The organism is Streptomyces sp. SLBN-8D4 (assembly GCF_049739545.1).
GTDB classification, from domain to species: domain Bacteria; phylum Actinomycetota; class Actinomycetes; order Streptomycetales; family Streptomycetaceae; genus Streptomyces; species Streptomyces canus_C.
The window spans coordinates 5,750,837-5,775,057 of sequence record NZ_JBMGQC010000001.1 but is presented as its reverse complement, the minus strand read 5'-3'; the positions used below and the strand labels follow the sequence as shown (position 1 = coordinate 5,775,057).

At 71.9% G+C, this 24,221-nt stretch carries 25 protein-coding genes; 15 read left to right on the top strand and 10 right to left on the bottom strand.

What is annotated here, in order from left to right; translation table 11 throughout:
- Window positions 1–24 precede the first annotated feature (24 nt).
- Entirely contained in the window at window positions 25–1,689 is a 1,665-nt protein-coding gene (gene hutU / locus RKD20_RS26310) for a urocanate hydratase (protein WP_424879867.1), read from the bottom strand.
- Window positions 1,690–1,878: 189 nt separating this feature from the next.
- Here hutU and RKD20_RS26305 point away from each other — a divergent pair, with 189 nt between their 5' ends.
- From RKD20_RS26305 to RKD20_RS26285, 5 genes are all read left to right on the top strand, one after another.
- Complete coding sequence (locus RKD20_RS26305; protein ID WP_424883323.1) at window positions 1,879–3,282, top strand: diaminopimelate decarboxylase; 1,404 nt, start codon at window positions 1,879–1,881, stop codon at window positions 3,280–3,282.
- A 169-nt stretch (window positions 3,283–3,451) separates the two neighbouring features.
- Window positions 3,452–3,868: a hypothetical protein gene (locus RKD20_RS26300; RefSeq protein WP_424879866.1), complete on the top strand. Its 417-nt coding sequence runs from the start codon at window positions 3,452–3,454 to the stop codon at window positions 3,866–3,868.
- Window positions 3,865–4,803 carry a hypothetical protein gene (locus RKD20_RS26295; RefSeq protein ID WP_424879865.1) on the top strand — a complete coding sequence of 313 codons (939 nt, stop codon included), beginning with the start codon at window positions 3,865–3,867 and terminating at the stop codon, window positions 4,801–4,803. The genes RKD20_RS26300 and RKD20_RS26295 overlap by 4 nt, the downstream gene beginning before the upstream one ends.
- Before the next feature lie 34 nt (window positions 4,804–4,837).
- A complete protein-coding gene (locus RKD20_RS26290) occupies window positions 4,838–5,359 on the top strand; it encodes a roadblock/LC7 domain-containing protein (RefSeq protein WP_424879864.1) in 522 nt (173 codons plus the stop codon).
- A gap of 20 nt (window positions 5,360–5,379) precedes the next feature.
- Window positions 5,380–5,754: a hypothetical protein gene (locus tag RKD20_RS26285; RefSeq protein ID WP_424879863.1), complete on the top strand. Its 375-nt coding sequence runs from the start codon at window positions 5,380–5,382 to the stop codon at window positions 5,752–5,754.
- A 16-nt stretch (window positions 5,755–5,770) separates the two neighbouring features.
- Here RKD20_RS26285 and RKD20_RS26280 read toward each other — a convergent pair whose 3' ends face one another.
- From RKD20_RS26280 to RKD20_RS26270, 3 genes are all read right to left on the bottom strand, one after another.
- Window positions 5,771–6,364 (bottom strand): hypothetical protein, encoded by a 594-nt coding sequence (locus RKD20_RS26280; RefSeq protein WP_424879862.1) that lies wholly within the window; start codon window positions 6,362–6,364, stop codon window positions 5,771–5,773.
- A gap of 85 nt (window positions 6,365–6,449) precedes the next feature.
- A complete protein-coding gene (locus RKD20_RS26275) occupies window positions 6,450–7,301 on the bottom strand; it encodes a MurR/RpiR family transcriptional regulator (protein WP_424883322.1) in 852 nt (283 codons plus the stop codon).
- Between the two features lie 5 nt (window positions 7,302–7,306).
- A complete protein-coding gene (locus RKD20_RS26270; protein WP_424879861.1) occupies window positions 7,307–8,824 on the bottom strand; it encodes an aromatic amino acid ammonia-lyase in 1,518 nt (505 codons plus the stop codon).
- A 141-nt stretch (window positions 8,825–8,965) separates the two neighbouring features.
- Here RKD20_RS26270 and RKD20_RS26265 point away from each other — a divergent pair, with 141 nt between their 5' ends.
- The 5 genes from RKD20_RS26265 to RKD20_RS26245 all read left to right on the top strand — a co-directional run bounded on the left by RKD20_RS26265 (window position 8,966) and on the right by RKD20_RS26245 (window position 12,766).
- On the top strand, window positions 8,966–10,000 hold the full coding sequence (locus RKD20_RS26265) for an ABC transporter ATP-binding protein (protein ID WP_424879860.1): 1,035 nt from the start codon (window positions 8,966–8,968) through the stop codon (window positions 9,998–10,000).
- Window positions 9,997–10,638: an ABC transporter permease gene (locus tag RKD20_RS26260; RefSeq protein WP_424879859.1), complete on the top strand. Its 642-nt coding sequence runs from the start codon at window positions 9,997–9,999 to the stop codon at window positions 10,636–10,638. Before RKD20_RS26265 ends, RKD20_RS26260 begins: the two co-directional genes overlap by 4 nt.
- A gap of 1 nt (window position 10,639) precedes the next feature.
- Window positions 10,640–11,302, top strand: coding sequence for an ABC transporter permease (locus RKD20_RS26255; protein WP_424879858.1), 663 nt, complete (start codon window positions 10,640–10,642; stop codon window positions 11,300–11,302).
- An 11-nt stretch (window positions 11,303–11,313) separates the two neighbouring features.
- The gene (locus RKD20_RS26250) at window positions 11,314–12,249 is read left to right on the top strand and encodes an ABC transporter substrate-binding protein (RefSeq protein WP_424879857.1); all 936 of its coding nucleotides are present in this window, start codon (window positions 11,314–11,316) and stop codon (window positions 12,247–12,249) included.
- A gap of 76 nt (window positions 12,250–12,325) precedes the next feature.
- The gene (locus RKD20_RS26245) at window positions 12,326–12,766 is read left to right on the top strand and encodes a hypothetical protein (RefSeq protein WP_424879856.1); all 441 of its coding nucleotides are present in this window, start codon (window positions 12,326–12,328) and stop codon (window positions 12,764–12,766) included.
- Window positions 12,767–12,774: 8 nt separating this feature from the next.
- On the opposite strand, the gene RKD20_RS26240 is transcribed toward RKD20_RS26245, so the two are convergent.
- Window positions 12,775–13,539: an SDR family oxidoreductase gene (locus RKD20_RS26240; protein WP_424879855.1), complete on the bottom strand. Its 765-nt coding sequence runs from the start codon at window positions 13,537–13,539 to the stop codon at window positions 12,775–12,777.
- A 150-nt stretch (window positions 13,540–13,689) separates the two neighbouring features.
- On the opposite strand from RKD20_RS26240, the gene RKD20_RS26235 reads away from it, so the two are divergent.
- On the top strand, window positions 13,690–14,544 hold the full coding sequence (locus RKD20_RS26235; protein WP_424879854.1) for a helix-turn-helix transcriptional regulator: 855 nt from the start codon (window positions 13,690–13,692) through the stop codon (window positions 14,542–14,544).
- A 368-nt stretch (window positions 14,545–14,912) separates the two neighbouring features.
- Here the strand turns inward: RKD20_RS26235 and RKD20_RS26230 are convergent, their stop codons facing one another.
- Entirely contained in the window at window positions 14,913–16,301 is a 1,389-nt protein-coding gene (locus tag RKD20_RS26230; RefSeq protein WP_424879853.1) for a cystathionine beta-synthase, read from the bottom strand.
- Between the two features lie 161 nt (window positions 16,302–16,462).
- Between RKD20_RS26230 and RKD20_RS26225 the strand changes: the two genes are divergently transcribed.
- The 3 genes from RKD20_RS26225 (at window position 16,463) to RKD20_RS26215 (ending at window position 19,939) form a co-directional block, all read left to right on the top strand.
- Complete coding sequence (locus tag RKD20_RS26225; RefSeq protein WP_424879852.1) at window positions 16,463–17,494, top strand: SGNH/GDSL hydrolase family protein; 1,032 nt, start codon at window positions 16,463–16,465, stop codon at window positions 17,492–17,494.
- Between the two features lie 154 nt (window positions 17,495–17,648).
- A complete protein-coding gene (locus RKD20_RS26220) occupies window positions 17,649–18,869 on the top strand; it encodes an acetyl-CoA C-acetyltransferase (protein ID WP_424879851.1) in 1,221 nt (406 codons plus the stop codon).
- A 278-nt stretch (window positions 18,870–19,147) separates the two neighbouring features.
- Window positions 19,148–19,939, top strand: coding sequence for a hypothetical protein (locus RKD20_RS26215; RefSeq protein ID WP_424879850.1), 792 nt, complete (start codon window positions 19,148–19,150; stop codon window positions 19,937–19,939).
- Between the two features lie 27 nt (window positions 19,940–19,966).
- On the opposite strand, the gene RKD20_RS26210 is transcribed toward RKD20_RS26215, so the two are convergent.
- The gene (locus RKD20_RS26210; protein ID WP_020120818.1) at window positions 19,967–20,248 is read right to left on the bottom strand and encodes a hypothetical protein; all 282 of its coding nucleotides are present in this window, start codon (window positions 20,246–20,248) and stop codon (window positions 19,967–19,969) included.
- A gap of 134 nt (window positions 20,249–20,382) precedes the next feature.
- Here RKD20_RS26210 and RKD20_RS26205 point away from each other — a divergent pair, with 134 nt between their 5' ends.
- Window positions 20,383–20,613, top strand: coding sequence for a DUF4287 domain-containing protein (locus tag RKD20_RS26205; protein ID WP_020120819.1), 231 nt, complete (start codon window positions 20,383–20,385; stop codon window positions 20,611–20,613).
- 83 nt (window positions 20,614–20,696) lie between these two features.
- On the opposite strand, the gene RKD20_RS26200 is transcribed toward RKD20_RS26205, so the two are convergent.
- From RKD20_RS26200 to RKD20_RS26190, 3 genes are all read right to left on the bottom strand, one after another.
- The gene (locus tag RKD20_RS26200) at window positions 20,697–21,590 is read right to left on the bottom strand and encodes a Bax inhibitor-1/YccA family protein (RefSeq protein ID WP_424879849.1); all 894 of its coding nucleotides are present in this window, start codon (window positions 21,588–21,590) and stop codon (window positions 20,697–20,699) included.
- Window positions 21,591–21,738: 148 nt separating this feature from the next.
- Window positions 21,739–22,914: a 4-hydroxybenzoate 3-monooxygenase gene (locus tag RKD20_RS26195; RefSeq protein WP_424879848.1), complete on the bottom strand. Its 1,176-nt coding sequence runs from the start codon at window positions 22,912–22,914 to the stop codon at window positions 21,739–21,741.
- 174 nt (window positions 22,915–23,088) lie between these two features.
- Window positions 23,089–23,763 (bottom strand): hypothetical protein, encoded by a 675-nt coding sequence (locus RKD20_RS26190; RefSeq protein ID WP_351992858.1) that lies wholly within the window; start codon window positions 23,761–23,763, stop codon window positions 23,089–23,091.
- Window positions 23,764–24,221: the final 458 nt, after the last annotated feature.

Here is a 24,221-nt window from a genome sequence, read left to right as displayed (position 1 = left end):
CTGTTCCGGAGTCGATGCCCACCGTCACGCGTCCTCACCCTCGCGCATCGGGACCCGCACGCCCCGCTCGTCGGCGACGGACTCCGCGATGTCGTACCCGGCGTCCACGTGCCGGATGACGCCCATGCCGGGGTCGTTCGTCAGTACCCGCCGGACCTTCTCGCCGCCCAGCTTCGTGCCGTCGGCCACCGTGACCTGACCGGCGTGGATGGAGCGGCCCATGCCGACGCCGCCGCCGTGGTGCAGGGACACCCAGGAGGCACCCGAGGCCACGTTGACCATGGCGTTCAGCAGCGGCCAGTCGGCGATCGCGTCGGACCCGTCGAGCATGGCCTCGGTCTCCCGGTAGGGGGAGGCGACGGACCCGGCGTCCAGGTGGTCCCGCCCGATCGCCAGCGGTGCCGCCAGCTCTCCGCTCGCCACCATGTCGTTGAAGCGCTCACCGGCCTTGTCGCGCTCGCCGTAGCCGAGCCAGCAGATCCGGGCGGGCAGGCCCTGGAAGTGGACGCGCTCACCGGCCATCTTGATCCAGCGCGCGAGGGACTCGTTCTCGGGGAAGAGCTCCAGGATCGCCTTGTCGGTCTTGGCGATGTCGGAGGCCTCACCCGACAGCGCGGCCCAGCGGAAGGGGCCCTTGCCCTCGCAGAACAGCGGCCGGATATAGGCGGGGACGAACCCGGGGAAGGCGAACGCCCGGTCGTACCCGGCGAGTTGGGCCTCGCCCCGGATCGAGTTGCCGTAGTCGAAGACCTCGGCACCGGCGTCCATGAAGCCGACCATGGCCTCGACGTGGCGGGCCATCGACTCGCGGGCCCGGGTGGTGAAGCCCGCCGGGTCCTTGGCGGCGGCGTCGGCCATGTCCTCGAAGGCGATGCCCGTCGGCAGGTAGGCCAGCGGGTCGTGGGCCGAGGTCTGGTCGGTGACGATGTCGATGGGCGCGCTCTCGGCGAGCATGCGCGGCAGCAGCTCGGCGGCGTTGCCCAGCAGGCCGATGGACAGGGGGCGGCGGGCGTCACGGGCCTCGACGGCGAGCTGGAGGGCGTGCTCCAGGCTGTCGGCCTTCACATCCAGGTAGCGGTGCTCGATGCGCCGCTCGATGGCACGCGGGTCGACGTCGACGCAGATGGCGACACCGTCGTTCATGGTGACCGCGAGGGGCTGGGCGCCGCCCATGCCGCCGAGGCCGGCGGTGAGGGTGATCGTCCCGGCCAGGGTGCCGCCGAACTTCTTCGCGGCGACCGCGGAGAAGGTCTCGTAGGTGCCCTGGAGGATGCCCTGGGTGCCGATGTAGATCCAGGAGCCGGCGGTCATCTGGCCGTACATGGTGAGGCCGAGGGTCTCCAGGCGGCGGAACTCCTCCCAGTTGGCCCAGTCGCCGACGAGGTTGGAGTTGGCGATCAGGACACGCGGGGCCCACTCGTGGGTCTGCATGACGCCGACGGGGCGGCCGGACTGGACCAGCATGGTCTCGTCCTGCTTGAGGGTGCGCAGGGTGCGCACCATGGCGTCGAAGGAGCGCCAGTCACGGGCGGCCTTGCCGGTGCCGCCGTAGACGACGAGCTGGTCGGGGTGTTCGGCGACCTCGGGGTCCAGGTTGTTCTGCAGCATCCGCAGGGCGGCTTCCTGCTGCCATCCCAGGGCGCTCAGTTCCGTACCGCGCGGCGCTCGGACGGGGCGGGGTCCTGACATGGTCTGCCTCCTGGGGACTGTGCCGCGGATGGCCGCGTGCCGGTTGTTGCTGTCGATATTCACATCCTGACTTCCTGAATAGAACTAGTCAATACGTTCTCGCGTCCGCCTCACAGGAGAGGGATGTTTCCGGACAGGGATGTTTGGCTGGACATCCGAAGCGCGGGTGACGAGCAGGACGGGGACGTGATGGACGAGTACGGCAGCACCGGCGAGGGGCGGGCCGCCCGCCGGGACGAGGCGGTGCGGGCGGCCGTGGAGCAGGGCCTGCTGGGGCCGGACACCCCCGTCGTCGGACTGCTCGACGTCACCGGCATCCGGGAGTCCGCGGCAGAGCTCCGCGCCGCCTTCGACGAGGTCACCGCGCCGGGCACGCCGGTACTGCACGCGTTCGCGGTGAAGGCGACCCCGCTGGTCCCGGTGCTGCGGCTGCTGCGCGAGGAGGGCATCGGCGCGGAGGTGGCGAGCCCGGGCGAACTGGCGCTCGCGCGGGCGGCGGGGCTGCCACCGGAGCGGACCGTCCTGGACTCGCCCGCCAAGACGCCCTCCGAGCTCAGGGAGGCGCTGGCACTGGGGATCGCCGTCAACGCCGACAACCCTCAGGAACTGGACCGCATCGACGCGCTCATGCTCCCCCATAGCCCGAAAGGCATGGGAGGTGCCCCCATGGCCGTCAGCCGCTCCCCGCTCGGCATCCGGGTCAACCCGCAGGTCGGCGGCGGCTCCATCGGGGCGACCTCCACGGCCACCGCGACCTCGAAGTTCGGGGTGGCGCTGCGGGACGAGGGGGCGCGCGAGTGGGTCGTTCGCGCCTGCCTCGACCGGCCCTGGCTCTCCCGGCTGCACGCGCACACCGGCTCGCAGGGCATCCCGCTGTCCCTGATGACCCAGGGGGTCGCGGAGACCTACGCGCTCGCCGAGGAGATCAACCGGCGGATCGGGCGGCCGCAGATCGACACGATCGACATCGGCGGCGGGCTGCCGGTGAACTTCGCCTCGGACGTGACGACACCCACGTACACCGAGTACGCGCGGGCGCTCAGGGAGGCGGTGCCGGGGCTGTTCGACGGGCGGTACGGGCTGGTGACCGAGTTCGGGCGGTCGCTGCTGGCCAAGCACGGCACGATCGTGGCGCGGGTGGAGTACGCCAAGAGCGCGGGCGGGCGGGCGGTCGCGGTGACGCACGCGGGCGTGCAGGTGGCGACGCGGACGGTGTACGTGCCGGGGTCGTGGCCGCTGCGGATCGCGGCCTACGACGGCAAGGGGCGGCCCAAGAACGGGCCCGGGGTGGTGCAGGACGTGGCGGGGCCCGCCTGCTTCGCGGGCGACCTGCTGGCCGAGGGGCGCGCACTCCCGCTGCTCGACCAGGGGGACTACGCGGCGGCGCTGGACACCGGCGCGTACTACTTCGCGCACCACTACGCGTACAACTCGCTGGCCCGGCCGGGCATTTACGGCTTCGCCCCCGACCGGGCGGGAGGCGTCCGCTTCGCGACCGTGCGGGATCCCCAGACGGTCGCCTCGATCGTGGCCGAGTCCGGAGGGGCGCACGCCGGTGCGCTCACCACCCTCCACGCACCCGGGAGCAGTTGACACACCCCGACCGGTCCGCCGATCAATGGCCCCGCGAACCAGGCAAGTTGACCCACTCTAGCCACTCCGAGCATGTTCCACCGGAAAATGCCGGATCGCTCACTCCTCGCGCACACGTTGCGTAGTTTCGGCGTCACTCAGCCGAACCCCAGGTGGGAGGGGAGCCACGGTGCAGGGAATCGACGAGTGCCTGCTGGAAGCCATGCGGCTGCCGGGCGCGCGGGGGGCCGCGCTGGTCGACTGGACGAGCGGGCTGGCCCTGGGAGCCGTCGGGGAGTCCCCCGGCGGCGACCAGGAGGCGGCCGCCGCGGAGGCCGCCGAGCTCGCCCGGCTCGCCGCCGAGCAGCGCGCCTTCGCCTCCGGGAGTTCCCAGGCCACCGAGCCGGGCGCCGCCGGGGAGGAGCCGGACCCGCCGGTCGAAGACCTCATCCTCAGCAACCGGGACAGCTACCACGTCCTCAGGTTCGTGCCGACGTCCTTCGACAGCAGCGTGTTCCTGCACCTGTGGCTGGCCCGCGCCGAGGGCAACCTCGCGCTGGCCCGGATCCGGCTCGGTGAGATGGCCGGACGGCTGGAGCTCGGATGACGACGGTCCCGGCCATGCCCGCCACCCCGCCGCCCCGGCTGCCGGTGCGCGACAAGGCGAGCGCCCTGGACCGCGGCTGGGGCGGTGTCTCCCCGATGCTGACCCGGCTGGCCGCCGAGCGCGCCACCGGCGTCCTGGTGCGCGAGCGCGGCACCCTGCACCTGGCCGACGGCAAGGTGGTGCACGCCGAGAGCCCGGCCGCCCCCGGCGCCGACGTCCTCCTAGCCGCGCACGGCACGCTGGATCCCGACATCTGGCGGCAGGCCCTGGCCGAGAGCATCGCGAGCACCGGCGGTGCCGGTACCGGGGTCCGCCGCCTCACCGGCGCCGAGGCCGTGCACCGGGCGGGCCGCCGACTGGTCGCGGGCGGGCTGCTCACCCCCGGTGCCCTGGAGCTGTGCCGGCTGACCGCGCTGTACGACGCGGCGTACTTCGCCCTCGCCCCGAGCAGCACCCCGGGCCGCTTCCGCTACGGCACCGAGGACGGACCGGAGGCGCCCGCCGACGCGCCCCCGGAACCCGCCGGCACCCCCGGCGTCCCGCACTCGGTGCCGGTCGCCGACCTGGAGCGCGAGACCCTGCGCCGCCGCGACCTGCTGCACCGCATCTGGCCCGACGCGCTGCCGGACGAGGTGCCGTTGACCCGGGAGCACCGCCCCGCGTCCCCGCCACTGCCGGCCCGGCGACTGGCGGTGCTGGCCCGTGTCGACGGCATCCGCACGGCGTCGGAGATCGCACGCGAGCTGGGCCGCCCGGCCTTCCACACCCTGGTGGACATACGGCGTCTGGTGGCGGCCGGAGTGGTCGCGCCCCGCCCGCCGGTGTCCTTCACCGAGCCTCGGCCCGGGCCGCCGGGCGACGGTGTCCCCGTCGAGCCCGTCGATCCCCACATCACCTTGCTGAAGAGGCTCAGGGATGCGCTGGAGGCCCTTTGAGCGGCAGCGGATCCGCGCCGAGAGGAGAGACCTGATGGCAGCAGCTCAGGACGCGATCCTGGAGGAGCTGCGCCGGCTCAGAGCCCGGGTGCCGCAGCTCACCGGCGCCCTCGCGGCCGACGCCGACGGTCTCGTCCTGGCCCAGGACACCCCGGGGGTCGACCCGGAGGCGGTGGCCGCGCTCACCGGGACCACCCGGGCGCTCGCCGCCCAGCTGGCCGACGTGACCGGTCAGGGGGACCTGCGCGAACTGCTCGTACGGGGCGTGTACGGCTACGTCGCCGCGTACGCGGCGGGCGCCGGGGCCGTCGTCACGCTGCTCGCGCAGGACCGGGTCAACGTCGGCCGCCTCCATCTGGAGGGCCGTCGGGCGGGAGCCCGGATCGCGGAGCTCGTCGACAGCGCGGCCTCCGAACACACCGAAGCCATCACCAAGGCGGCCGCGAAGCCCGCTCCGGCTCGTGCCAGAGCGGCCCGCACGTCCCGGGCCAAGCCCGTGGACGCCCGCCCCGCGGCCACCGCACCGACGGCGGCCCGCACCACCACCGAAAGTTAGCGAACCGAGGAGACACAGTCATGGCCAACACCGAAACCGCGCTGAAGGAGGCCCTCGCCTCCATCGAGGGCGCGACCGGCGTCGCGCTCGTCGACTACACCAGCGGCATGGCGCTCGGCACCATGGGCGGCAGCAAGGCCTTCGACCTGAACGTGGCCGCCGCGGGCAACACCGACGTGGTCCGCGCGAAGATGCGCACGATGGAGCACCTCGGCCTCAAGGCCCAGATCGAGGACATCCTGATCACCCTGTCCGACCAGTACCACCTGATCCGCCTGATCAGCGGACGCGGTGGCAACGGCCTCTTCCTCTACCTGGTCCTGGACGCCAAGCGCTCCAACCTCGCCATGGCCCGCCACCAGCTGCGGGCCATCGAAGCCGACCTGGAGGTGTGACCCGGCACCGCCGGTACTAGACCAGGGCCGCGGTGCGGCGGCGCGCTCCTCCCGGGGCCGCGTCGCCCGCCGCGACACCCGTGCTGCGGTACGCCTTGACCGCCTTGCCGGCCGGGCGTCCGCCGCGTGCGTCGAGCCAGTCGACCCGCACCCACAGCAGCGCGTCCTCCTCCCGCTCGCGCCGACCGAGCCAGGCGGCCTTGAGCCAAAGGCCGGTACCGCACCCGGCGAGCAGCATGCCGCCAGCGACGGGCACCGCGAACGAACTCAGCAGCGCGACCAGCCAGGCCGGCAGCAGCCACCAGCGGTGCCCGCGGCGCCAGTTGCGCACAGTGACCGCGCGGTCCTGCAGCACGTCGTGCTTCCCCGCGCGGGCAGCCGCACGCCCCAGCGTGGTGTACCGCTTGCGGCGGCCGTACGACACCACGGCCGCCGCCACGATGAACAGCGCGGCGCCCGCCATCACTCCGATCCGGCGCCCGGTCAGGCCCGGGACCAGCAGCCCGACGCCCGCCGCGCACACTCCGAGCCACCACAGGGGTGCGGCCCCGGCGCGCACGACGACGGCCACCCGAGCCAGCCCCTGAACCCTGCGATCTCCGCGTGCCACGTCCCGCCTCCTCGTCGTCCTGGCACAGTCCTGACGGTCCGGGAGGGTAGCGGGCGAACGTGAGACGAGCCTGAAAAAAACGGCCCTATTCCACGAACAACCCCCGCGCCGCGGCCCGCGCGTCGAACTCCTCCAGGCGGGCCTGCGCGTCCGGCAGGTCGTCGCACATCGCCTCCAGCAGCACCCGGCCAAGGAGCATCGGCGCGCAGGCGGTGTCGAAGGCGAGGCCGGTGCCGACGGCGGCGGGCAGCAGCAGGTCGGAGACCTTGGCGACCGGCGCGAAGGCGGAGTCGGCGACGGTGACGACGCTCAGGCCCGCCTCCTTGGCGTAGGCGAGGGTGTCGACGACCTCGCGCGGATGCCGGGGCAGCGCGAAGCACAGCAGGGTCGAGGCGCCCGCGCGGACGGCGGCGTCGATCCGGTCGTGGATCATCGTGCCGCCCTCGTTGAGCAGCCGTACGTCCGGATGGACCTTGGCGGCGAAGTAGGCGAAGCCGTACGCCTGGGAGGCGGCGGCCCGCAGCCCGAGCACCGGCAGGGGGCGGGAGGCGGCGAGCAGCCGCCCGGCCTTCTGCACCGGGCGGGGGTCGGCGAGGATCTCCGCCAGGTGCTTGAGGTTCTCGATCTCGGCCTCGACGGCCTGCTGGTACTCGTTGTACGACGCGGAGGCCGCCGTCTGCTCGGCGGGCGCGACGTCGCGCAGGTGCCGGCGCAGGGCGGGGTAGCCGTCGAAGCCGAGGGCCACGGCGAAGCGGGTGACGGAGGGCTGGCTGACCCCGGCCAGTTCGGCCAGCTCCACGCTGGACAGGAAGGGCACGTCCCCTGCCCGCCGCACCATGCTGTGCGCGATGCGCCGCTGGGTCGGTGTGAGCCGGTGCCCCTCGAACAGCGCCTGAAGCCGTCCCGCGGGAGTGTCCGCCACACCCGCCCCGCCCATGTCGCTCATGCCTCGATCCCCCTCCAGATGTCCGTGAACCGGTCGAGCAGCGCGGCCGCCGCCGTCACGTCGCCCGTGAGCGGCCGGTCGGCCGTGTCCTGCGCCAGCACCGCCTCGGCGAGTTCCAGCGCCCGGCCCACCGGGAGGTCCGGGTCGGCCCTGAGGCCGCGCTGGCGCAGCGCCCGTACGGCGGCGACGAGTTCGCAGCCGACGACGAGACGGTACGCGCCGCACGCGCGCAGTGTCTGGCGTGCGGCGAGCGAGGCGAAGCTGGCCTGTTCCTCGACGCCTCGGGAGAGTACAGCGTGGCCGAGCGAGGCGGGCGCCGAGAAGGCCCGCAGGTCGCCGAGGGCCGCTCCGGCGGCGTACTCCAGGATCATCACGCCGGAGGAGGCGGGCTCCTGGTCGGCGAGGAAGGGCCTGAGGCGGGTGAAGACGGGCTCGTTGAGGGTGGAGAGCCGGGACGTGGACAGCCGGGCGACCTGGGTGAGGGCCAGCCTGAAGTGGTCCAGGGCCAGGGCGAGTTGGGCCTGATAGAAGCCGCCGTGGTGGTAGGCGGCCATGTCCTCGGGGGAGATGAGGGGGTTCTCGGCGGCCGCGTTGATCTCGATCGCGATGACCTCCTCCAGGGCGTCGGCCGCGTCCTGGGCGGGCCCGTGGATCTGCGGGAGGCACCGGAAGCCGTACGGGTCCTGGATGCGGCCGAGCGGTGGGGTGGGCCGGTCCTCTGCCCCGATCAGCTTCCGCATCCGCCGGGCCACGTCGGCGGACCCGCGGTGCGGGCGGGCCGCGTGCACGGGGGCGGCGTACGCCTCGTGCGACCCGTCCACGGCCAGCAGCGACAGCGCCCCGACGACCTGTGTGGCCTCGACGAGCCCGCGCAGTTCGTGCAGCGCGAGGGCGGCCTGGCCGAGGGTGAGGGCGTTGCTGCTGATGAAGGCGAGGGCGTCGTTGTTGTCGAGGGGCTGGGGCTCGGGGGCGCCGGCCTCCCTCCAGGGGTGCTCCCCCGCCAGCGCCAGTCCCACCTGGGCCAGCGCCGCGATGTCACCGGTGCCCACCGAGCCGAACTCGTTGACGACCGGGTACGCGCCGTTCTCCAGGGCTTCGCACAGGGCCGTGACGACGGTCGGCCGCAGTCCCGCGCCGCCCGCCAGGAGCTGGTTGGCGCGGACCGCGAGCATCGCGCGGACCTGCCGGGCCGGGAGCTCCTCGCCGATGGCGCCGGCGTGGCTGCGCAGCAGCCGCAGCCCGTGTTCGGCGGCCGCCTCGGTGGGCACGTCCTCGTTCCGGTTGGCGCCGACGCCGGTCGAGCGGCCGTAGACGCGTCCGGTCGCGGCGATCTGGCGGGCGGCGTCCCAGGACTCCGCGACCCGCTTCATCGCGTCGGTCCCGGGCACCGGGCGCGCGTTCCCGTCGGCGAGACGGGCGACGTCCGCGACGCCGAGCCCGATCCCGTCGAGGACCACCAGGCCGGTGTGGCCCACTGAGACGGGATCAGGAGTGTCCACGATCCGAGACGACATCTAGTCCAAACTCCCCTCAATGCGGACATCTGATCTTGCCTGGCGGTCATCCGTTACCTCGGATTAACACCGAACCGTTGACAACCTATTCAGGTACCGAGAACTCTGCATGACGTTATACAGCCGGGCAAGGGACAACTCATGATCCAGTTCGACGCGGTCCACAAGCGCTTCCCCAACGGCACGACAGCAGTGCACGATCTCACCCTCGACATGCCGGAAGGCGGCGTCACCGTCCTCGTCGGATCCTCCGGTTGCGGCAAGACGACCACCCTCAGGATGATCAACCGGATGGTCGAACCGACCTCCGGCACCATCAAGGTCGGCGGCAAGGACGTCACCCGGCAGGACGCGGCCGAACTGCGCCGCTCCATCGGCTACGTCATCCAGCAGTCCGGCCTCTTCCCGCACCGCACGGTGCTGGACAACATCGCCACCGTCCCGCTCCTGCTCGGCCACGGCCGCAAGAAGGCCCGGGCCCGGGCGGCGGAACTGCTGGAGACCGTCGGCCTCGCCCCCGAGTCCGGCAAGCGGTACCCGCACCAGCTCTCCGGCGGCCAGCAGCAGCGGGTCGGCGTCGCCCGCGCGCTCGCCGCCGACCCGCCGGTCCTGCTCATGGACGAACCCTTCGGCGCGGTCGACCCGGTCGTACGCACCCAGCTCCAGGACGAACTGCTCCGGCTCCAGAAGGAGTTGAACAAGACGATCGTCTTCGTCACGCACGACGTCGACGAGGCCGTCCGCCTCGGCGACCGCATCGCGATCTTCCGCACCGGCGGCCACCTCGTCCAGTGCGCCCCGCCCGCCGAACTCCTCGCCCGCCCCGCCGACGACTTCGTGGCCGACTTCCTCGGCGCCGAGCGCGGCCTGAAGCTGCTCTCGCTGAAGACCCTGGCCGAGGTCCCGCAGGGCCCGGCGCCGGAAGGGACCGCCTGGTCCCTCGTGTGCGACGCGGCGGGCAGGCCCCTGCACTGGGCGGCCGACGACGCCGAGGTGCCCGTACGACCGCTCAAGGACGGCGACTCCCTGCTCGCCGCCCTCGACGAGTCCGTCGCCTCCCCCGCCGGCCTGGTCGCCCGCGTCGACGCCGACGGCGTCCTCACCGGGGTCACCTCCCGCGACGACATCCACCGGCACGCCGGCCGGGCCCACACGGAAGCCCGGGTGGCCGCATGACCATCGACTGGTCGTGGATATCCGGCCACACCGACGACCTGACCACCCTGACGATCTCGCACCTCCAGGCAGCGCTCTCGGCGGTCTTCTTCGGCCTGCTGATCAGCCTCCCCCTGGCCGTGGTCGCGCACCGGATCCGCCCCCTGCGCGGCTTCCTGCTCGGCCTCTCGAACGTCCTGTTCACGATCCCCTCGATCGCGATCTTCGTGCTCCTGCTGCCGATCAGCGGCCTGACCCGCACCACGACCGTGATCGGCCTGACCGTCTACACCCTGGTCGTCCTGCTGCGGAACACCGTCGAGGGCCTCGACTCGGTCCCCGCGAAGACGAAGGAGGCCGCGAAGGCGATGGGCACCCGCCCGCTGCGCACCCTCCTCACCGTCGAACTCCCCCTCGCCCTGCCCGTGATCATGGCGGGCGTGCGGATCGCGACCGTCATGTCGATCTCCCTGGTGTCGGTCGCCACCTACATCGGCGACGGCGGTCTCGGCCAGCTCTTCACCGACGGCTTCCAGCGCGACTTCCCGACCCCGGTGATCGCGGGCGTGGTCCTCACGCTCCTGCTCGCCGTGGTCGCGGACGCCCTGCTGGTGGCCCTCCAGTACGTCCTGACCCCGTGGCGGCGGAGGCGAGCCTGACATGTACGAACTCATCAAGAACCTCGGCACCTGGCTGACCAGCGGCTCCCAGTGGACCGGGACCGACGGCATCGCCCACCGGCTCGCCGAGCACCTGCAGTACTCGCTCCTCGCGACCCTCGTCGCGGCCGCGATCGGCCTGCCCCTCGGCCTGCTGATCGGCCACACCGGCAAGGGCGCCTTCGTCGCGATCAACCTCGCGTCCTTCGGCCGCGCCCTGCCCACCGTCGGCCTGGTCGTCCTGGTCTTCCTGGCCGGCGGCCTGTCCATGCTCCCGGTCTACGTCGCCCTCGTCGCCCTCGCGGTCCCCGCGATCGTCACCAACACCTACGCCGGCATGACCGCCGTCGACCCGGACGTCAAGGACGCCGCCCGCGGCCAGGGCATGCGCGGCCACCAGGTCCTGTTCCAGGTCGAACTGCCCCTCGCGCTCCCCCTGATCATGACCGGCCTGCGCCTGGCACTCATCCAGGTCGTCGCCACCGCGACCATCGCGGCGTACGTCTCCTTCGGGGGCCTGGGCCGCTACGTCTTCGACGGCCTCGCCCAGCGCGACCTCGTGCAGGTGCTCGGCGGGGCGGTGCTGGTCGCCGTGATCGCCGTCGGCCTCGACCTGCTGCTCTCCGCCCTCCAGCGCTTCCTCTTCCGCCACCGCACCGCGTAAGGACCCCTCCGATGAACCGACGCGCCCTCCTCGGCGGCCTCTTCGCGGCGGCCTCCGTCCCCGCCCTCGCCGCCTGCTCCAGCGGCATCACCTCCCTCGACGGCGGCGGCACCACCTCCGGCGGCAGCGGCTCCAGCAAGGGCGGAGTCACCATCGGCACCGCCAACTTCACCGAGAACCAGGTCCTCGGCTACCTGTACGCGGCCGTGCTCCAGCAGGCCGGCGTGAAGGTGAAGGTCCGCCCCAACCTCGGCACCCGCGAGATCGTGATCCCCGCCCTCAAGGCGGGCGACATCGACCTGCTGCCCGAGTACCAGGGCGCCCTCCTCAACTACCTGGCCCCCAAGGACGCCTCCGCCGAACCCGGCACCATGCAGAACGCCCTCACCCTGGCCCTGCCCGCCGGCCTCCAGGTGCTCCCGTACGGCCAGGCGGCCGACTCCGACTGCTTCGTCGTCACCCGGGCGACCGCCAGGAAGTACGGCCTCGTCACCCTCGCCGACCTCGCCAAGCAGAACGGCAGGCTGGTCATCGGCGCCGCGCCCGAGGTCAAGAAGCGCCGGGTGGGCGCGGTCGGCCTCAAGGAGGTGTACGGCGTCGAGTTCAAGGAGTTCAAGTCCCTCGACTCGGACGGCCCGCTCGTCAAGGGCGCCTTGAAGAAGGGCGATGTCGACGTGGCGAACCTCTTCACCACCGACACCGACATCGCGGCCGACGACTGGGTGGTGCTGACCGACCCGAAGAACCTCATCCCCAGCCAGCACATCGTCCCCCTCATCGCCGACCGCAAGGCCGACGACACCGTCCGCAAGGCCCTCGCCCGCCTCGGCAACGTCCTGACGACCGCCCAGCTCACCCAGCTCAACAGCCAGGTCGACAACGACAAGAAGGACCCGGAGGACGTGGCGAACGCCTATGCGAAGCAGCACGGGCTGACCACGGGCTGATCTGGGAAGGGCCCCCGCCGCAACAGGGGGGCTAACCCCAGTGCAGCGGGCGTTCCCGCTGCCTACCGTGGACCCCATGACCGGAATGGATGCGCGGGACCCCGAACTCAAGAAGGAACTCAACGCCACCCTGCAGGCCCGCAGGGAACTGGGCGAGGAGTACGAGTCCGCGCTGGTCGACTCGTTCCTGGAGAAGGTCGACCAGCGGATCGACGGCGCCGTGGACCGCCGGCTGCGCCGGCAGCTGGCCGAGCAGCAGATGGTGACCGCCCGGGGAGCCCGCTCGCCCAAGCCCACCGACTCCTTCGGCGAGCGCTTCGGCTTCGGCATCGTCTCCCTGGTGCTGGCGATCCCGCTCTCCGCGATCGGCGGCGGCGTCGCCCACCTTCCCGGCCTGCTGGTCTCCTGGGTCGGCATCGTCGGCGTCAACGCCTTCCAGGCGCTCCGCGTCAACCCGGACCTCTTCCGGGGCCGGCGCGCGAAGCCGTCCTCCCGGAGCAGCGACTGGGAGGGCTGACCCGGCGCTCACACCTGCGCGGTCGGCAGCACCATGACCTGGCGCAGGTTGACGTGCCGGGGCCGGCTGGTGACGTAGGCGACGAGATCGGCGAGCTCCGCGGCGGCCAGGGCGCCCATCGCCTCCGCCATCCCGCCGACCTGCTCCCGCAGCCCGTCGTTCTCGATGTGCGTGGCGAGTTCGGACTCCGTCAGCCCCGGCTCGATGTTGGTGACCCGCACGCCCCGCGGCCCGAACTCGTTCCTCAGCAGCGCGGAGAGATGCGTGACGGCGGCCTTCGTCGCCCCGTACACGGCGTAGTTCGTGAAGCCCGTGACGTGCGCGCCGATGGACGAGACGTTCACCAGGTCCGCGCTGCGCCCCTGCTCCGCCGCCTCGTCGAGGTCGCCGGCGAAGGCGCCGATGATCCGCAGGACACCGGTGACATTGGTGTCGATCATCCGCTGCCACTCGTCGACCCGGGCGTCGACGATCGGGTTCGGCAGCATCACGCCCGCGTTGTTCACCACCAGGTCGACGGCCCCGTACGCCGTGTGCACGCTCTCCACGGCGGCCGCCACGGACGCGTCGTCGGTGACGTCGGCGACCACCGCCAGCGCCTGTCCGCCGTCGGCCCGGATCTTCCCGGCGATCGCCTCCAGCCGCTCTCCGCGCCTGGCGAGCAGCGCGACCCGCGCCCCCCGCTCGGCCAGCAGGACGGCCGTGGCCTCGCCGATACCGCTCGCCGCCCCGGTGACGACAGCGGTACGTCCGGCCAGATTCTCGTACGACATGGATGTGCTCCTCGGTGCGATGTCCGCCGGGGCGACTCCCCGGCCTCGTCCACCACCCTGCGTCGTCCGGGCGGTCCTACCCAGGGATGCGCTTTTCCTGGGTCTGCCAGTACCAGGTTCGAAAGCCGCGCCTCCCCTACGATCGAACCCATGGACGGGGACCTCGGAGACTTCTTGCGCTCACGCCGCGCCCGCATCCGGCCCGAGGAGGTGGGGCTGCCCTCGCACGGGCGGCGCCGCGTGCCCGGGCTGCGCCGGGAGGAAGTGGCGCAGCTGGCCGGTGTGAGCGTCGACTACTACATCCGGCTGGAGCAGGGCCGCGGTCCCGGGGGCCCCTCCCGGACGAAGTCCGGGGGAGTCTCGGACGCCGTGCTGGACGCCGTCGCGCGCGTGCTGCGCCTGGACGAGACCGAGCGCGACTACCTGCACGCGGTGGCCCGCCCCCGCCGACAGGCCGCACGCCCCGCCAGCCCCCGCGTCCGGCAGGGAGTCCAGCTCCTGCTCGACAGCATGGACCGCACCCCGGCCTTCGTCCTCGACCACCGGATGACCGTCCTGGCCTGGAACGCCCTGGCGGACGCGGTGTTCGGTTACAGCGGTACGACGGCCAGGACGCACAGCATCCCGCGGCAGGTCTTCCTCGACCCCGCCGCACGCGACCTCTATCCGGAGTGGCAGGCGGTCGCCGCCCAGTGCGTGGCCCATCTGCGCGTTCTGGCCGGCCACCACCAGGACGACCGCGAACTGACCTCGCTGGTCGGCGAACTCTCCCTCAAGAGCGAGGACTTCCGCCGCCTGTGGGCCGACCACCAGGTCAAGGAGTGCGCCTACGGCGTGAAGCGCGTCCAGCACCCGGTGGCGGGCCTGCTCGTCTTCCCGTACGAGACCCTCGCCGTCCCGGGAGACGGCGACCAGAGCCTGCTGGTCTACACCCCGGAACCGGGATCGGAGACGGCGGAGCGACTGGCACTGCTGGGCAGCTGGGCATCGAGCCCCGCCCGCTGAGCCCCGTTCACTGAGTCCGGCGCCTGCTGAGGCCGCCCGCAAAAGAAATATCGCGGGGACCGCCGCACCCCCGTGAACGGGGGGCGGGACGACGGCGGTCCCCGCGAGGGACGTCGACCGGGTCAGGCCAGGTCTCACGTCCGGCGTCCATGGAGGTCCGGGAGCCGCTCCGGAGGTCCTTGGACGTTTCGGTGCCGGCTGGGGCGGGGAGCCGCTCCCGCCCTGCCGACATCCACCAATGTGCCGGACCCGTGTTAAGCGTGTGCTGCGTGGACGTGACACGCTCGTACCAGTTCCGCGAAGTCCCCCTTTTCGGTGGGAAACCGCAAGTCCGCCTCCGGCACCCGGTGTTCACCGGACGTTTGCCGTCACTTCCCGCCCTTGGCGAGGAAGGCCAGCAGATCCTGGCGGCTGATGACTCCGGTGGGCTTGCCCTCCACGAGGACGATCGCCGCGTCCGCCGAGCCGAGGACCGACATCAGGTCGGCGACCGGCTCGCCGGAGCCGACCTGGGGGAGGGGGGCCGACATGTGCTTCTCCAACGGGTCCTCCAGCGAGGCCCGCTGGGTGAACAGGGCGTCGAGCAGCTCGCGTTCGACGACCGAGCCGACGACCTCCGCGGCCATCACGTCCGGGTGACCGGCGCCCGGCTTGACGATCGGCATCTGCGAGACGCCGTACTCCCGCAGCACGTCGATGGCCTCGCCGACCGTCTCGTCCGGGTGCATGTGGACGAGGGAGGGGATGGCGCCGTGCACCTTGTCGTTCAGGACGTCGGCGACGCGGGCGCTGGGGCCCTCGTCCTCCAGGAAGCCGTAGTCGGCCATCCACTCGTCGTTGAAGATCTTCGAGAGGTAGCCGCGCCCGCTGTCCGGGAGCAGGACCACCACGACGCCGTTCTCGTCCAGGCGCTCGGCGACCCGCAGGGCCGCGACGACGGCCATGCCGCAGGAGCCGCCCACCAGCAGGCCCTCCTCCTTGGCGAGGCGGCGGGTCATCTGGAAGGAGTCCTTGTCGGAGACGGCGACGATCTCGTCGGCGACGGTCCGGTCGTAGGCGGTCGGCCAGAAGTCCTCGCCGACGCCCTCGACGAGGTACGGCCGCCCGGAGCCGCCGGAGTACACGGACCCCTCGGGGTCGGCGCCGACGACCTGGACCCCGCCGTCACTGGCGTCCTTCAGGTACCGGCCGGTGCCGGAGATGGTGCCGCCGGTGCCGACGCCCGCCACGAAGTGGGTGATCCGCCCCTCCGTCTGCTCCCACAGCTCGGGGCCGGTGGAGTGATAGTGGGAGAGCGGGTTGTTGGGGTTGGAGTACTGGTCGGGCTTCCACGCACCGGGCGTCTCGCGCACCAGCCGGTCGGAGACGTTGTAGTACGAGTCCGGGTGCTCGGGGTCCACGGCGGTCGGGCAGACGACGACCTCGGCGCCGTAGGCCCGCAGGACGTTGATCTTGTCGGTCGACACCTTGTCGGGGCACACGAAGATGCACTTGTACCCCTTCTGCTGCGCCACGATGGCGAGCCCCACCCCGGTGTTTCCGCTGGTCGGCTCGACGATGGTGCCCCCGGGCTTGAGCGCGCCGCTCTCCTCCGCCGCCTCGATCATGCGCAGGGCGATGCGGTCCTTCACGGATCCGCCGGGGTTGAAGTACTCGACCTTGGCCAGGACGGTCGCCTTGATGCCCTGGGTCACGTTGTTGAGCCTCACCAGCGGGGTGTTGCCGACGAGGCTGATCATCGAGTCGTGGAATTGCACCGTTGTCTCCGGATGCTTGCAAAAGAAGTGGTCCTAGTGGTCCGGCCAGCCTATGGCCTGTTCGGGCGCCATGACGGTCGTTCACTGCCCGTTGGGATTGGGCCACGGTCCGTGCGGGGCAAGGAGTGGGTGTACGGGTACGACGGAGGTGGCGGCTACGTATGACGAGCATGTCGAGGGCGAGGGTGGCCCGGCGGATCGCGGCCGGCGCGGCCTACGGCGGCGGCGGGATCGGTCTGATCGGGGCGGCGGGCATGGGCCTGCTGCTGGCGGAGGCGCGGCTGGCCAGACGGCAGGTGGGCAACGGCACGACGCCGCACGTCCCGCAGGCCGAGGGCCGGTACGGCCATGTCTACGCCGCCGCGGGCGATCCGCCCCTGCGCCTGACCATGCTGGGGGACTCCACGGCGGCGGGCCAGGGGGTGCACCGGGCGGCCCAGACACCGGGTGCGCTGCTGGCGTCGGGGCTGGCGGCGGTGGCGGAACGTCCGGTGGAGTTCCGTAACGTCGCCCTGCCCGGGGCCACCTCGGACGACCTGGACCGTCAGGTGACGCTGGTGCTGGGGGATCCCGAGCGGGTCCCGGACATCTGCGTGATCATGATCGGCGCGAACGACGTCACGCACCGGATGCCGGCGACGCGCTCCGTGCGGCATCTGTCCTCGGCGGTAAGACGGCTGCGCACGGCCGGTGCCGAGGTCGTGGTCGGCACCTGTCCCGACCTGGGCACGATCGAGCCGGTGCAGCAGCCGCTGCGGTGGCTGGCCCGGCGGGCCTCGCGCCAGCTGGCGGCGGCGCAGACGATCGGCGCGGTGGAACAGGGCGGCCGCACGGTGTCGCTGGGCGACCTGCTGGGCCCGGAGTTCGCGGCGAACCCTCGCGAGCTGTTCGGCCCCGACAACTACCACCCCTCGGCGGAGGGGTACGCGACGGCGGCGATGGCGGTCCTGCCGACGGTGTGCGCGGCCCTGGGGCTGTGGCCGGCCGACGAGGACCGCCCGGACGTCTCCCGCCGCGAGGGCTTCCTGCCGGTGGCGAGGGCGGCGGCGGAGGCGGCCTCGGAGGCGGGCACGGAGGTCGCGGCGGCGATGCCGACCGGCCCGAAGGGTCCCTGGGCCCTGCTCAAGCGCAGGCGCAGGCGGCGGGTCCGGGCGACGGAGCCGTCACCCACCACGAGCTCGTCCGGTGTCTGACGAGAGGAGACAGGGTCCGAGGAGCGGAGAACCGGGAAAAGCAAGCGCTTAGACATAGGTCACACCGTCACCCCCGTGACCCAGGCCATACGTACGGGTAACTTCCCAAGCAGCCCAGTCGGAAGAACACCCCCGTAACGCCAATGGAGCCGTGATGCCCGAAGCCGTGATCGTCTCGACCGCCCGCTCCCCCATCGGCCGCGCAGTCAAGGGCTCGCTCAAGGACCTGCGCCCCGACGACCTCACCGCCACGATCATCCAGGCCGCCCTCGCCAAGGTCCCCGAGCTGGACCCGCGCGACATCGACGACCTGATGCTCGGCTGCGGCCTCCCCGGCGGCGAGCAGGGCTACAACCTGGGCCGCATCGTGGCCGTGCAGATGGGCATGGACCACCTGCCGGGCTGCACGATCACCCGTTACTGTTCCTCCTCGCTGCAGACGAGCCGCATGGCCCTGCACGCCATCAAGGCCGGCGAGGGCGACGTCTTCATCTCGGCCGGCGTCGAGATGGTCTCCCGTTACGCCAAGGGCAGCTCGGACGGCCTCCCGGACACCACGAACCCGATCTTCGACGAGGCCCAGGCCCGCACCGCCGCCACCGCCGCGTCCGAGGGCTCCACCTGGCACGACCCGCGCGAGGACGGTCTGCTCCCCGACCCGTACATCGCGATGGGCCAGACCGCCGAGAACCTCGCCCGCGTCAAGGGCGTCACCCGCCAGGACATGGACGAGTTCGGCGTCCGCTCGCAGAACCTCGCCGAGGAAGCCATCAAGAACGGCTTCTGGGAGCGCGAGATCACCCCGGTCACGCTCCCCGACGGCACCGTGGTCTCCAAGGACGACGGCCCGCGCGCCGGCGTCACGCTCGACGGCGTCCAGGGCCTGAAGCCGGTCTTCCGCCCCGACGGCATGGTCACCGCCGCCAACTGCTGCCCGCTCAACGACGGTGCCGCCGCGGTCGTGATCATGTCCGACACCAAGGCCCGCGAACTCGGTCTCACCCCGCTCGCCCGCATCGTGTCGACCGGCGTCTCGGGCCTGTCCCCCGAGATCATGGGTCTCGGCCCGGTGGACGCGTCGAACCAGGCCCTGCGCCGCGCCGGTCTCACGATCGACGACATCGACCTGGTCGAGATCAACGAGGCGTTCGCCGCCCAGGTGATCCCCTCCTACCGCGACCTGAACATTCCGCTGGAGAAGCTGAACGTCAACGGCGGCGCGATCGCCGTCGGCCACCCGTTCGGCATGACCGGCGCCCGCATCACCGGCACGCTCATCAACTCCCTCCAGTTCCACGACAAGCAGTTCGGTCTGGAGACCATGTGCGTGGGCGGCGGCCAGGGCATGGCGATGGTCATCGAGCGCCTGAGCTGACCGCTCAACTCTCCGTGTCCGTACGGGGACTCCATGTCACTCTTTGGCCCAGAACCGGGGAAACTCCAAGGTTCTGGGCCGATTTGTGATCCAATCTCCCCCAGGATGTGACCTATCTCCCTTCCGGAAGAGATTTGCGCAGCTCAGGGCCGCTTCACCAGCAACCACCGGACCCAAAGTCCTGTCCGATTCGTGACGTTACGCACTGACAGCTGGATAGTCCGCCCTTCAAGCTGATGTAGGAAGTCGGGGGTCGACTTTGAACCGGGAGTACGTCAGTGAGCGCCATGCCGATCGCCTTGCTGGTCACCACGGCCGCCACGGGCGCCGTGGGCGTCGCCGTCCTGCGCACCCTCATGGTGCTGCGCCGACAGGTCGCCGCCCTGCACGCCGAGCTCGCCAGGAACAACACCGCGGACCTACGGGGTCTCGTCCCGGCCGCGCGTCCGGCAGCCGATGTCGACGAGATACGTGCCGCAGTGGCCGAGGCCCTCGCCGAGGAGCGTGAGCGCGAGCTCGCCGAGGCGCGGGCCTTCTGGGCCGCCCAGGAGGCCCGTGACGCCTCCGAGGCGCCCTCGCTGCTCGGGCTGCCCGACAGCGAGCTGTTCCTGCCCCGGCAGGCCGATTTCGTGGGTCTGGAGCCGCTGGAGCCGGTGTCGGAGTCCTCGGCCGACGCGGACGAGTTCGCCGGCGACAGCCCCGAACTGGCCGCGGCCCGGCGCCGGCACCCCTCCCACCCGGACTTCGTGCCGGTCGGTTCACCCGTCGTGGGCGACCACGAACGCACGGTGGCCACCCTGGAGGAACTCGCCGCCTCCGGCACCGAGCTGGCCGACGTCCGCCCCGGCCCCCTCGGCACCCTGGACGTCTACGTCTTCGCGGACGGCACGACCCTCTGCATGACCCCGGGCCACCGCGAGACGGCCGAACGCCTCTCGGCGGCCCTGCGCGCGGGCGAGAGCCCGGTCCTGCTGGGCGGCTCGGGCGTCTCGGGCGCGTACACGCTGACCTTCGCGTGCGGCGAGGAGAACGTCTACATCCTGGCCGACCGGGTCATAGCGTCCCTGTAGGCGTCACGGGGTCGCTGGGTCACGGCGTCACACGCCGGCCCGCTGCTGGGCCTGTGCCACCAGTTCCAGCGCTTCTTCCACTTGGCTCTCGTCCGTCAGGACGAGAGCCAAGTCGTGCACGGCCACGGTGATCTGGTCGGCGGCGGCGAACATCCCCGCGTCCGGCATCTCGCGCAGCTCGGTCCCCGGCTCCTCCACGACCTGGGTCCGGCGGGCGAACTCCCGTGCCAGTCCCAGCGCTTCGGCCGCCGCGCCCCGCTGCAACCGGCTCTGCGGCGCCGCCCGCAGTCGGTCGGCGAAGTGGTCCACGGCCCGGGTCAGACGCGAAGTATCAGCCACGCGGTAACCGTACGCGTCCGACCGGGACTGTTGCCAACAGGCGAACGCTCAGGCACGGTGACCTGAAGGACCGGCTTACATCCCCTTTGCGTCCGGAGGCGCCGATGTCCCACGTCCTCTCCGAGGAGACCCACCGCAACATGCTCGCCCGCATCCCCCATTGCACCGGTCGTGAAGTGTCCGACTGGCTGCGCACCGTCGACGAAGGCCCGGCCCTCTTCCGCTTCGAGGAAAAGGTCAGCTGGCTCCGCCACGAACACAACCTCGCGTACGGCCACGCCAAGGCGATCATCCACGAGTACGACCTGAGGAGGGCCGCGCGCAGGTACTTCTGAGCTGCGCACATGCCGAAGGGCCCCCGGTCGGGACCGGGGGCCCTTCGCCGTACGAACCGTAACGCCCGTCAGAGCGCCGCGGACTAGTCGCTGCTGTTGAGGATCGCGATGAGTCGCAGGAACTCCATGTAGATCCACACCAGCGTCAAGGTGAGACCGAACGCGGCCAGCCACGCCTCCTCGCGCGGGGCGCCGTAGGCGATACCGTCCTCGACCTGCTTGAAGTCGAGGGCGAGGAAGCACGCCCCGAGCAGCACGCCGATGATGCCGAACAGGATGCCGAGGCCGCCGCTGCGGAAGCCGAGGCCGTCACCGCCACCGAACGCGGCGAACAGCAGGTTGACCACCATCAGCAGCATGAAGCCGAGCGCGGCCGCCATGACGAAGCCGTAGAACCGCCGGTTGACGCGGATCCAGCCGGCCTTGTACGCCACCAGTACCGCGGCGAAGACCGCCAGGGTGCCGATCACGGCCTGCATGGCCGCGCCGCTCGCGATGCGGTTGTCGACGATGCTGGAGACGACGCCGAGGAACACGCCCTCGAACGCGGCGTACGACACGATCAGCGCGGGCGTGGCCGTGCGCTTGAAGGACTGCACGAGCGCCAGGACCATGCCGATCACCGCGGCGCCGATGCCGATGCCGTACGAGCGCCCGATGTTGGCGTCGTCGACGGGCAGCAGCGCCCAGGCGAGGGCGGCGGTGACGATCAGGATGCCGAGCGTGGTGCCGGTGCGCAGGACGACGTCGTCCATCGTCATGCGGCCGGTGGTCACCGGGGTCTGCGGCGGTGCGCCCTGCTGCAGGCCCTGCTGGGCATAGGGGTTGGTCGCGTACGGGTTGCCCTGCGGCTGCGCGTAGGGGCTGCCCTGCGTGCCCACGGCTGCGCCCCCGGCCTGCGGCGCGGTGTTGAAGCCCGCGTAGCCGTTGTCGCGGCTGAACCCCCGTCGCGAGAAGACCGGGTTGCTGCTCCTCATTTCACTCCTCCATGGCCACCGTGTGTGGACCTTGCCCTCAAGAGTAATGGGTAGGCAAAGGAATGACCCTAGTGCTTGAGGAGGATCTTCCCTCGTTGTGCTGCCCAACACGCTACGCGCGGGCGTGATTCCCGGCACCGGAGGGGCCTCATCCGAAGGGGAAGCCGGTGTACCCCTCGGCGAGGTCGGTCTCGGCGGCCCGCGACCCGGCGATCCGCTCCAGCCGCGCCAGCTGCATCCGGTCCTCGAAGGCAGTGGCGTCGGGCGCCCGGTGCAGGAGGCCCGTCATGTCGTACGAGAACCGTTCGGCCTGCCACACCCGCCGCAGGCAGGTCTCCGAGTAGGCGTCGAGGCGCTCGGCGGAACCGGTCTCCTGCTGGTGTGTCAGCGCCCTCGCGAAGGTCACGACGTCCCCCACGGCGAGGTTGAGGCCCTTGGCGCCGGTGGGCGGGACGATGTGCGCCGCGTCGCCGGCGAGGAAGAGCCGGCCGTGGCGCATGGGCTCGTGGACGTAGGAGCGCATGGGGGTGACGGACTTCTGGGTGATCGGTCCCCTGTCGAGCCTCCAGTCGTCGTCCGTCTCGAAGCGGCGCTCCAGCTCGTCCCAGATCTCCTCGTCGCCCCAATCCTGGGCATCGGTGCCCTCGGGGACCTGGAGGTAGAGGCGGGAGACGGACGGGGAGCGCATGGACAGCAGGGCGAAGCCGCGGTCGTGGCGGGCGTAGACGAGTTCGTCGTGGGAGGGCGGGACGTCGGCGAGGATGCCGAGCCAGGCGAAGGGGTACGTCCGCTCGAAGACCCGGGTCAGCTCTGCCGGGATCGCCTTCCTCGCCACGCCCCAGAAGCCGTCGCAGCCGACGACGTACTCGCACTCCAGGACGTCCTCGCGGCCCTCGTGCCGGAAGCGCACGCGCGGGGCGTCGGTGTCGGCGCCCTCGACGGCCAGGGCCTCCGCCTCGAACAGCAGCGGCCCGCCGTCCTTGAGCTGGAGGGCGATGAGGTCCTTGCAGACCTCGGTCTGGGCGTAGACCATCACGGACCGGCCGCCGGTGAGGGCGGGGAAGTCGACGCGGTGGCGCTTCCTGTCGTAGCGCAGTTCGATGCCGTCGTGCGGGAGTCCCTCGCGGTCCATGCGCTCCCCGGCGCCTGCCGCGCGCAGTACGTCGACCGTGCCCTGCTCCAGGATCCCGGCGCGCTGGCGCTGCTCGACATAGGCGCGGTCGCGGCTCTCCAGGACGACCGAGTCGATGCCGGCGTGATGGAGGAGCCGGGCGAGGAGGAGGCCGGCGGGGCCGGCTCCGATGATGCCGACGGTGGTGCGCATCGGGCGTTCCCTTCGGAGACCTTGTGTCTGGCGGGCGCAATAGCGCTTGTTCGCGTGGTGAAGTTTTATTCACTTGAGTGAGCCGAGTTTGCGCCGCGGGGTCTGCCGATGTCAACGGTTCTGCGCGGCCGTCCGGCCCGCGGGTGGCTGCCGCGGGCCGGACGGCCGTTCGGGTCAGCGGCTGGGCCAGCCGTCCAGGTGGCGGTGCATGGTGACGTCGTCCTGCGCGTCGCCCTTCGGAGCGTCGGCCACGGCGTCCCGGAGGACCGAGTTGACCTCGGCGGCGAGGGCGTCGGCTCGGGTGCGCAGATCGGTCGCGGGGATGTCGGAGCGGGTCAGGGCGTCCAGCCGACGGTGGACGTCGGCGAGTTGGCGGCGGTGGGCGGAGTCGAGGGTGAGCGGGGCGGGTGTGGAGACGACGAACTGGTAGGCCCCGGCCAGGGTCTGGCAGCCGGTGCAGCTCTTGTTGACGGCGTCGCTGAGGTTCACGGCGTTCAGGCGGGTGTGCTCGCCCGCGACGGTGACGATCTGGAACGACAGCGCGACCGAGCGGCAGTCGTCGTCCGCGGAGCAGGCCGACGAGACCGCGTTGGCCTGGTTGCGCACGGAGGCGGCGTTCACCGTGCCGAACTGGCGGATGGTGAACGAGTCCTTCTCCTCCGTGTGGTCGTGGCGGTCGGCGTGGCTGAAGACATGGTCCGACGCGACGGCGACCTTGGCGGGCCCGCCGGTGGCGGCCTGCGCCGGCACGGCGGTCGCCACACCGGCCACACCGGCGGCGAACAGCCCCACGCGAACGGCACGGCGGGTCAACGGGCTGGAGGTACGGGGTTTTCGATGGCTGCTCAAGGGATCTCCTTGGGTGGATGGATGAATACGGATGTGGGGGGCGGGGGTTGGGGAGAGCGGGGCTCGCGAGCCTCTCGGCGAAGGGCGAGGCGAGCTCCCGTGCCGGCCCGGTTCGGCGAGACGGGGATGGCCTGCCACCCCGGATCACGACCCCGGCCGCCGTCCGCCCCCGGGCAGGCGTCGCCCCACCCGGGAGAAGGCCACCGCCCCGCGCCGACACCGACTACGAACCACCGGCTTCGACCACGAACGACCGGCTGTGATCACGAACAGCCGGCTGTGATCACGGACAGCCGGCTTTGCCCCGAGAACCGGCGGCGAACCGGCGGCCGGAGACCACCCGACCGCCGAGCCGCCGACCGCCGGAAGGCAGCCTCCAGCCCGACCCCCGACCCCCGACCGGGGGGCCGATCCCTCGCCCCGCCCCGGATCGGTTGTCGAGGCCCGGCCCGGCCGGG

Excerpts from the sequence above, each read along its gene's own strand:
- hutU (WP_424879867.1), bottom strand. The coding sequence starts at position 1,689 with ATGTCAGGACCCCGCCCCGTCCGAGCGCCGCGCGGTACGGAACTGAGC.
- RKD20_RS26305 (WP_424883323.1), top strand. The coding sequence starts at position 1,879 with ATGGACGAGTACGGCAGCACCGGCGAGGGGCGGGCCGCCCGCCGGGAC.
- RKD20_RS26295 (WP_424879865.1), top strand. The coding sequence starts at position 3,865 with ATGACGACGGTCCCGGCCATGCCCGCCACCCCGCCGCCCCGGCTGCCG.
- RKD20_RS26290 (WP_424879864.1), top strand. The coding sequence starts at position 4,838 with ATGGCAGCAGCTCAGGACGCGATCCTGGAGGAGCTGCGCCGGCTCAGA.
- RKD20_RS26285 (WP_424879863.1), top strand. The coding sequence starts at position 5,380 with ATGGCCAACACCGAAACCGCGCTGAAGGAGGCCCTCGCCTCCATCGAG.
- RKD20_RS26275 (WP_424883322.1), bottom strand. The coding sequence starts at position 7,301 with ATGGGCGGGGCGGGTGTGGCGGACACTCCCGCGGGACGGCTTCAGGCG.
- RKD20_RS26270 (WP_424879861.1), bottom strand. The coding sequence starts at position 8,824 with ATGTCGTCTCGGATCGTGGACACTCCTGATCCCGTCTCAGTGGGCCAC.
- RKD20_RS26265 (WP_424879860.1), top strand. The coding sequence starts at position 8,966 with ATGATCCAGTTCGACGCGGTCCACAAGCGCTTCCCCAACGGCACGACA.
- RKD20_RS26260 (WP_424879859.1), top strand. The coding sequence starts at position 9,997 with ATGACCATCGACTGGTCGTGGATATCCGGCCACACCGACGACCTGACC.
- RKD20_RS26255 (WP_424879858.1), top strand. The coding sequence starts at position 10,640 with ATGTACGAACTCATCAAGAACCTCGGCACCTGGCTGACCAGCGGCTCC.
- RKD20_RS26250 (WP_424879857.1), top strand. The coding sequence starts at position 11,314 with ATGAACCGACGCGCCCTCCTCGGCGGCCTCTTCGCGGCGGCCTCCGTC.
- RKD20_RS26245 (WP_424879856.1), top strand. The coding sequence starts at position 12,326 with ATGACCGGAATGGATGCGCGGGACCCCGAACTCAAGAAGGAACTCAAC.
- RKD20_RS26240 (WP_424879855.1), bottom strand. The coding sequence starts at position 13,539 with ATGTCGTACGAGAATCTGGCCGGACGTACCGCTGTCGTCACCGGGGCG.
- RKD20_RS26235 (WP_424879854.1), top strand. The coding sequence starts at position 13,690 with ATGGACGGGGACCTCGGAGACTTCTTGCGCTCACGCCGCGCCCGCATC.
- RKD20_RS26225 (WP_424879852.1), top strand. The coding sequence starts at position 16,463 with ATGACGAGCATGTCGAGGGCGAGGGTGGCCCGGCGGATCGCGGCCGGC.
- RKD20_RS26220 (WP_424879851.1), top strand. The coding sequence starts at position 17,649 with ATGCCCGAAGCCGTGATCGTCTCGACCGCCCGCTCCCCCATCGGCCGC.
- RKD20_RS26205 (WP_020120819.1), top strand. The coding sequence starts at position 20,383 with ATGTCCCACGTCCTCTCCGAGGAGACCCACCGCAACATGCTCGCCCGC.
- RKD20_RS26200 (WP_424879849.1), bottom strand. The coding sequence starts at position 21,590 with ATGAGGAGCAGCAACCCGGTCTTCTCGCGACGGGGGTTCAGCCGCGAC.
- RKD20_RS26195 (WP_424879848.1), bottom strand. The coding sequence starts at position 22,914 with ATGCGCACCACCGTCGGCATCATCGGAGCCGGCCCCGCCGGCCTCCTC.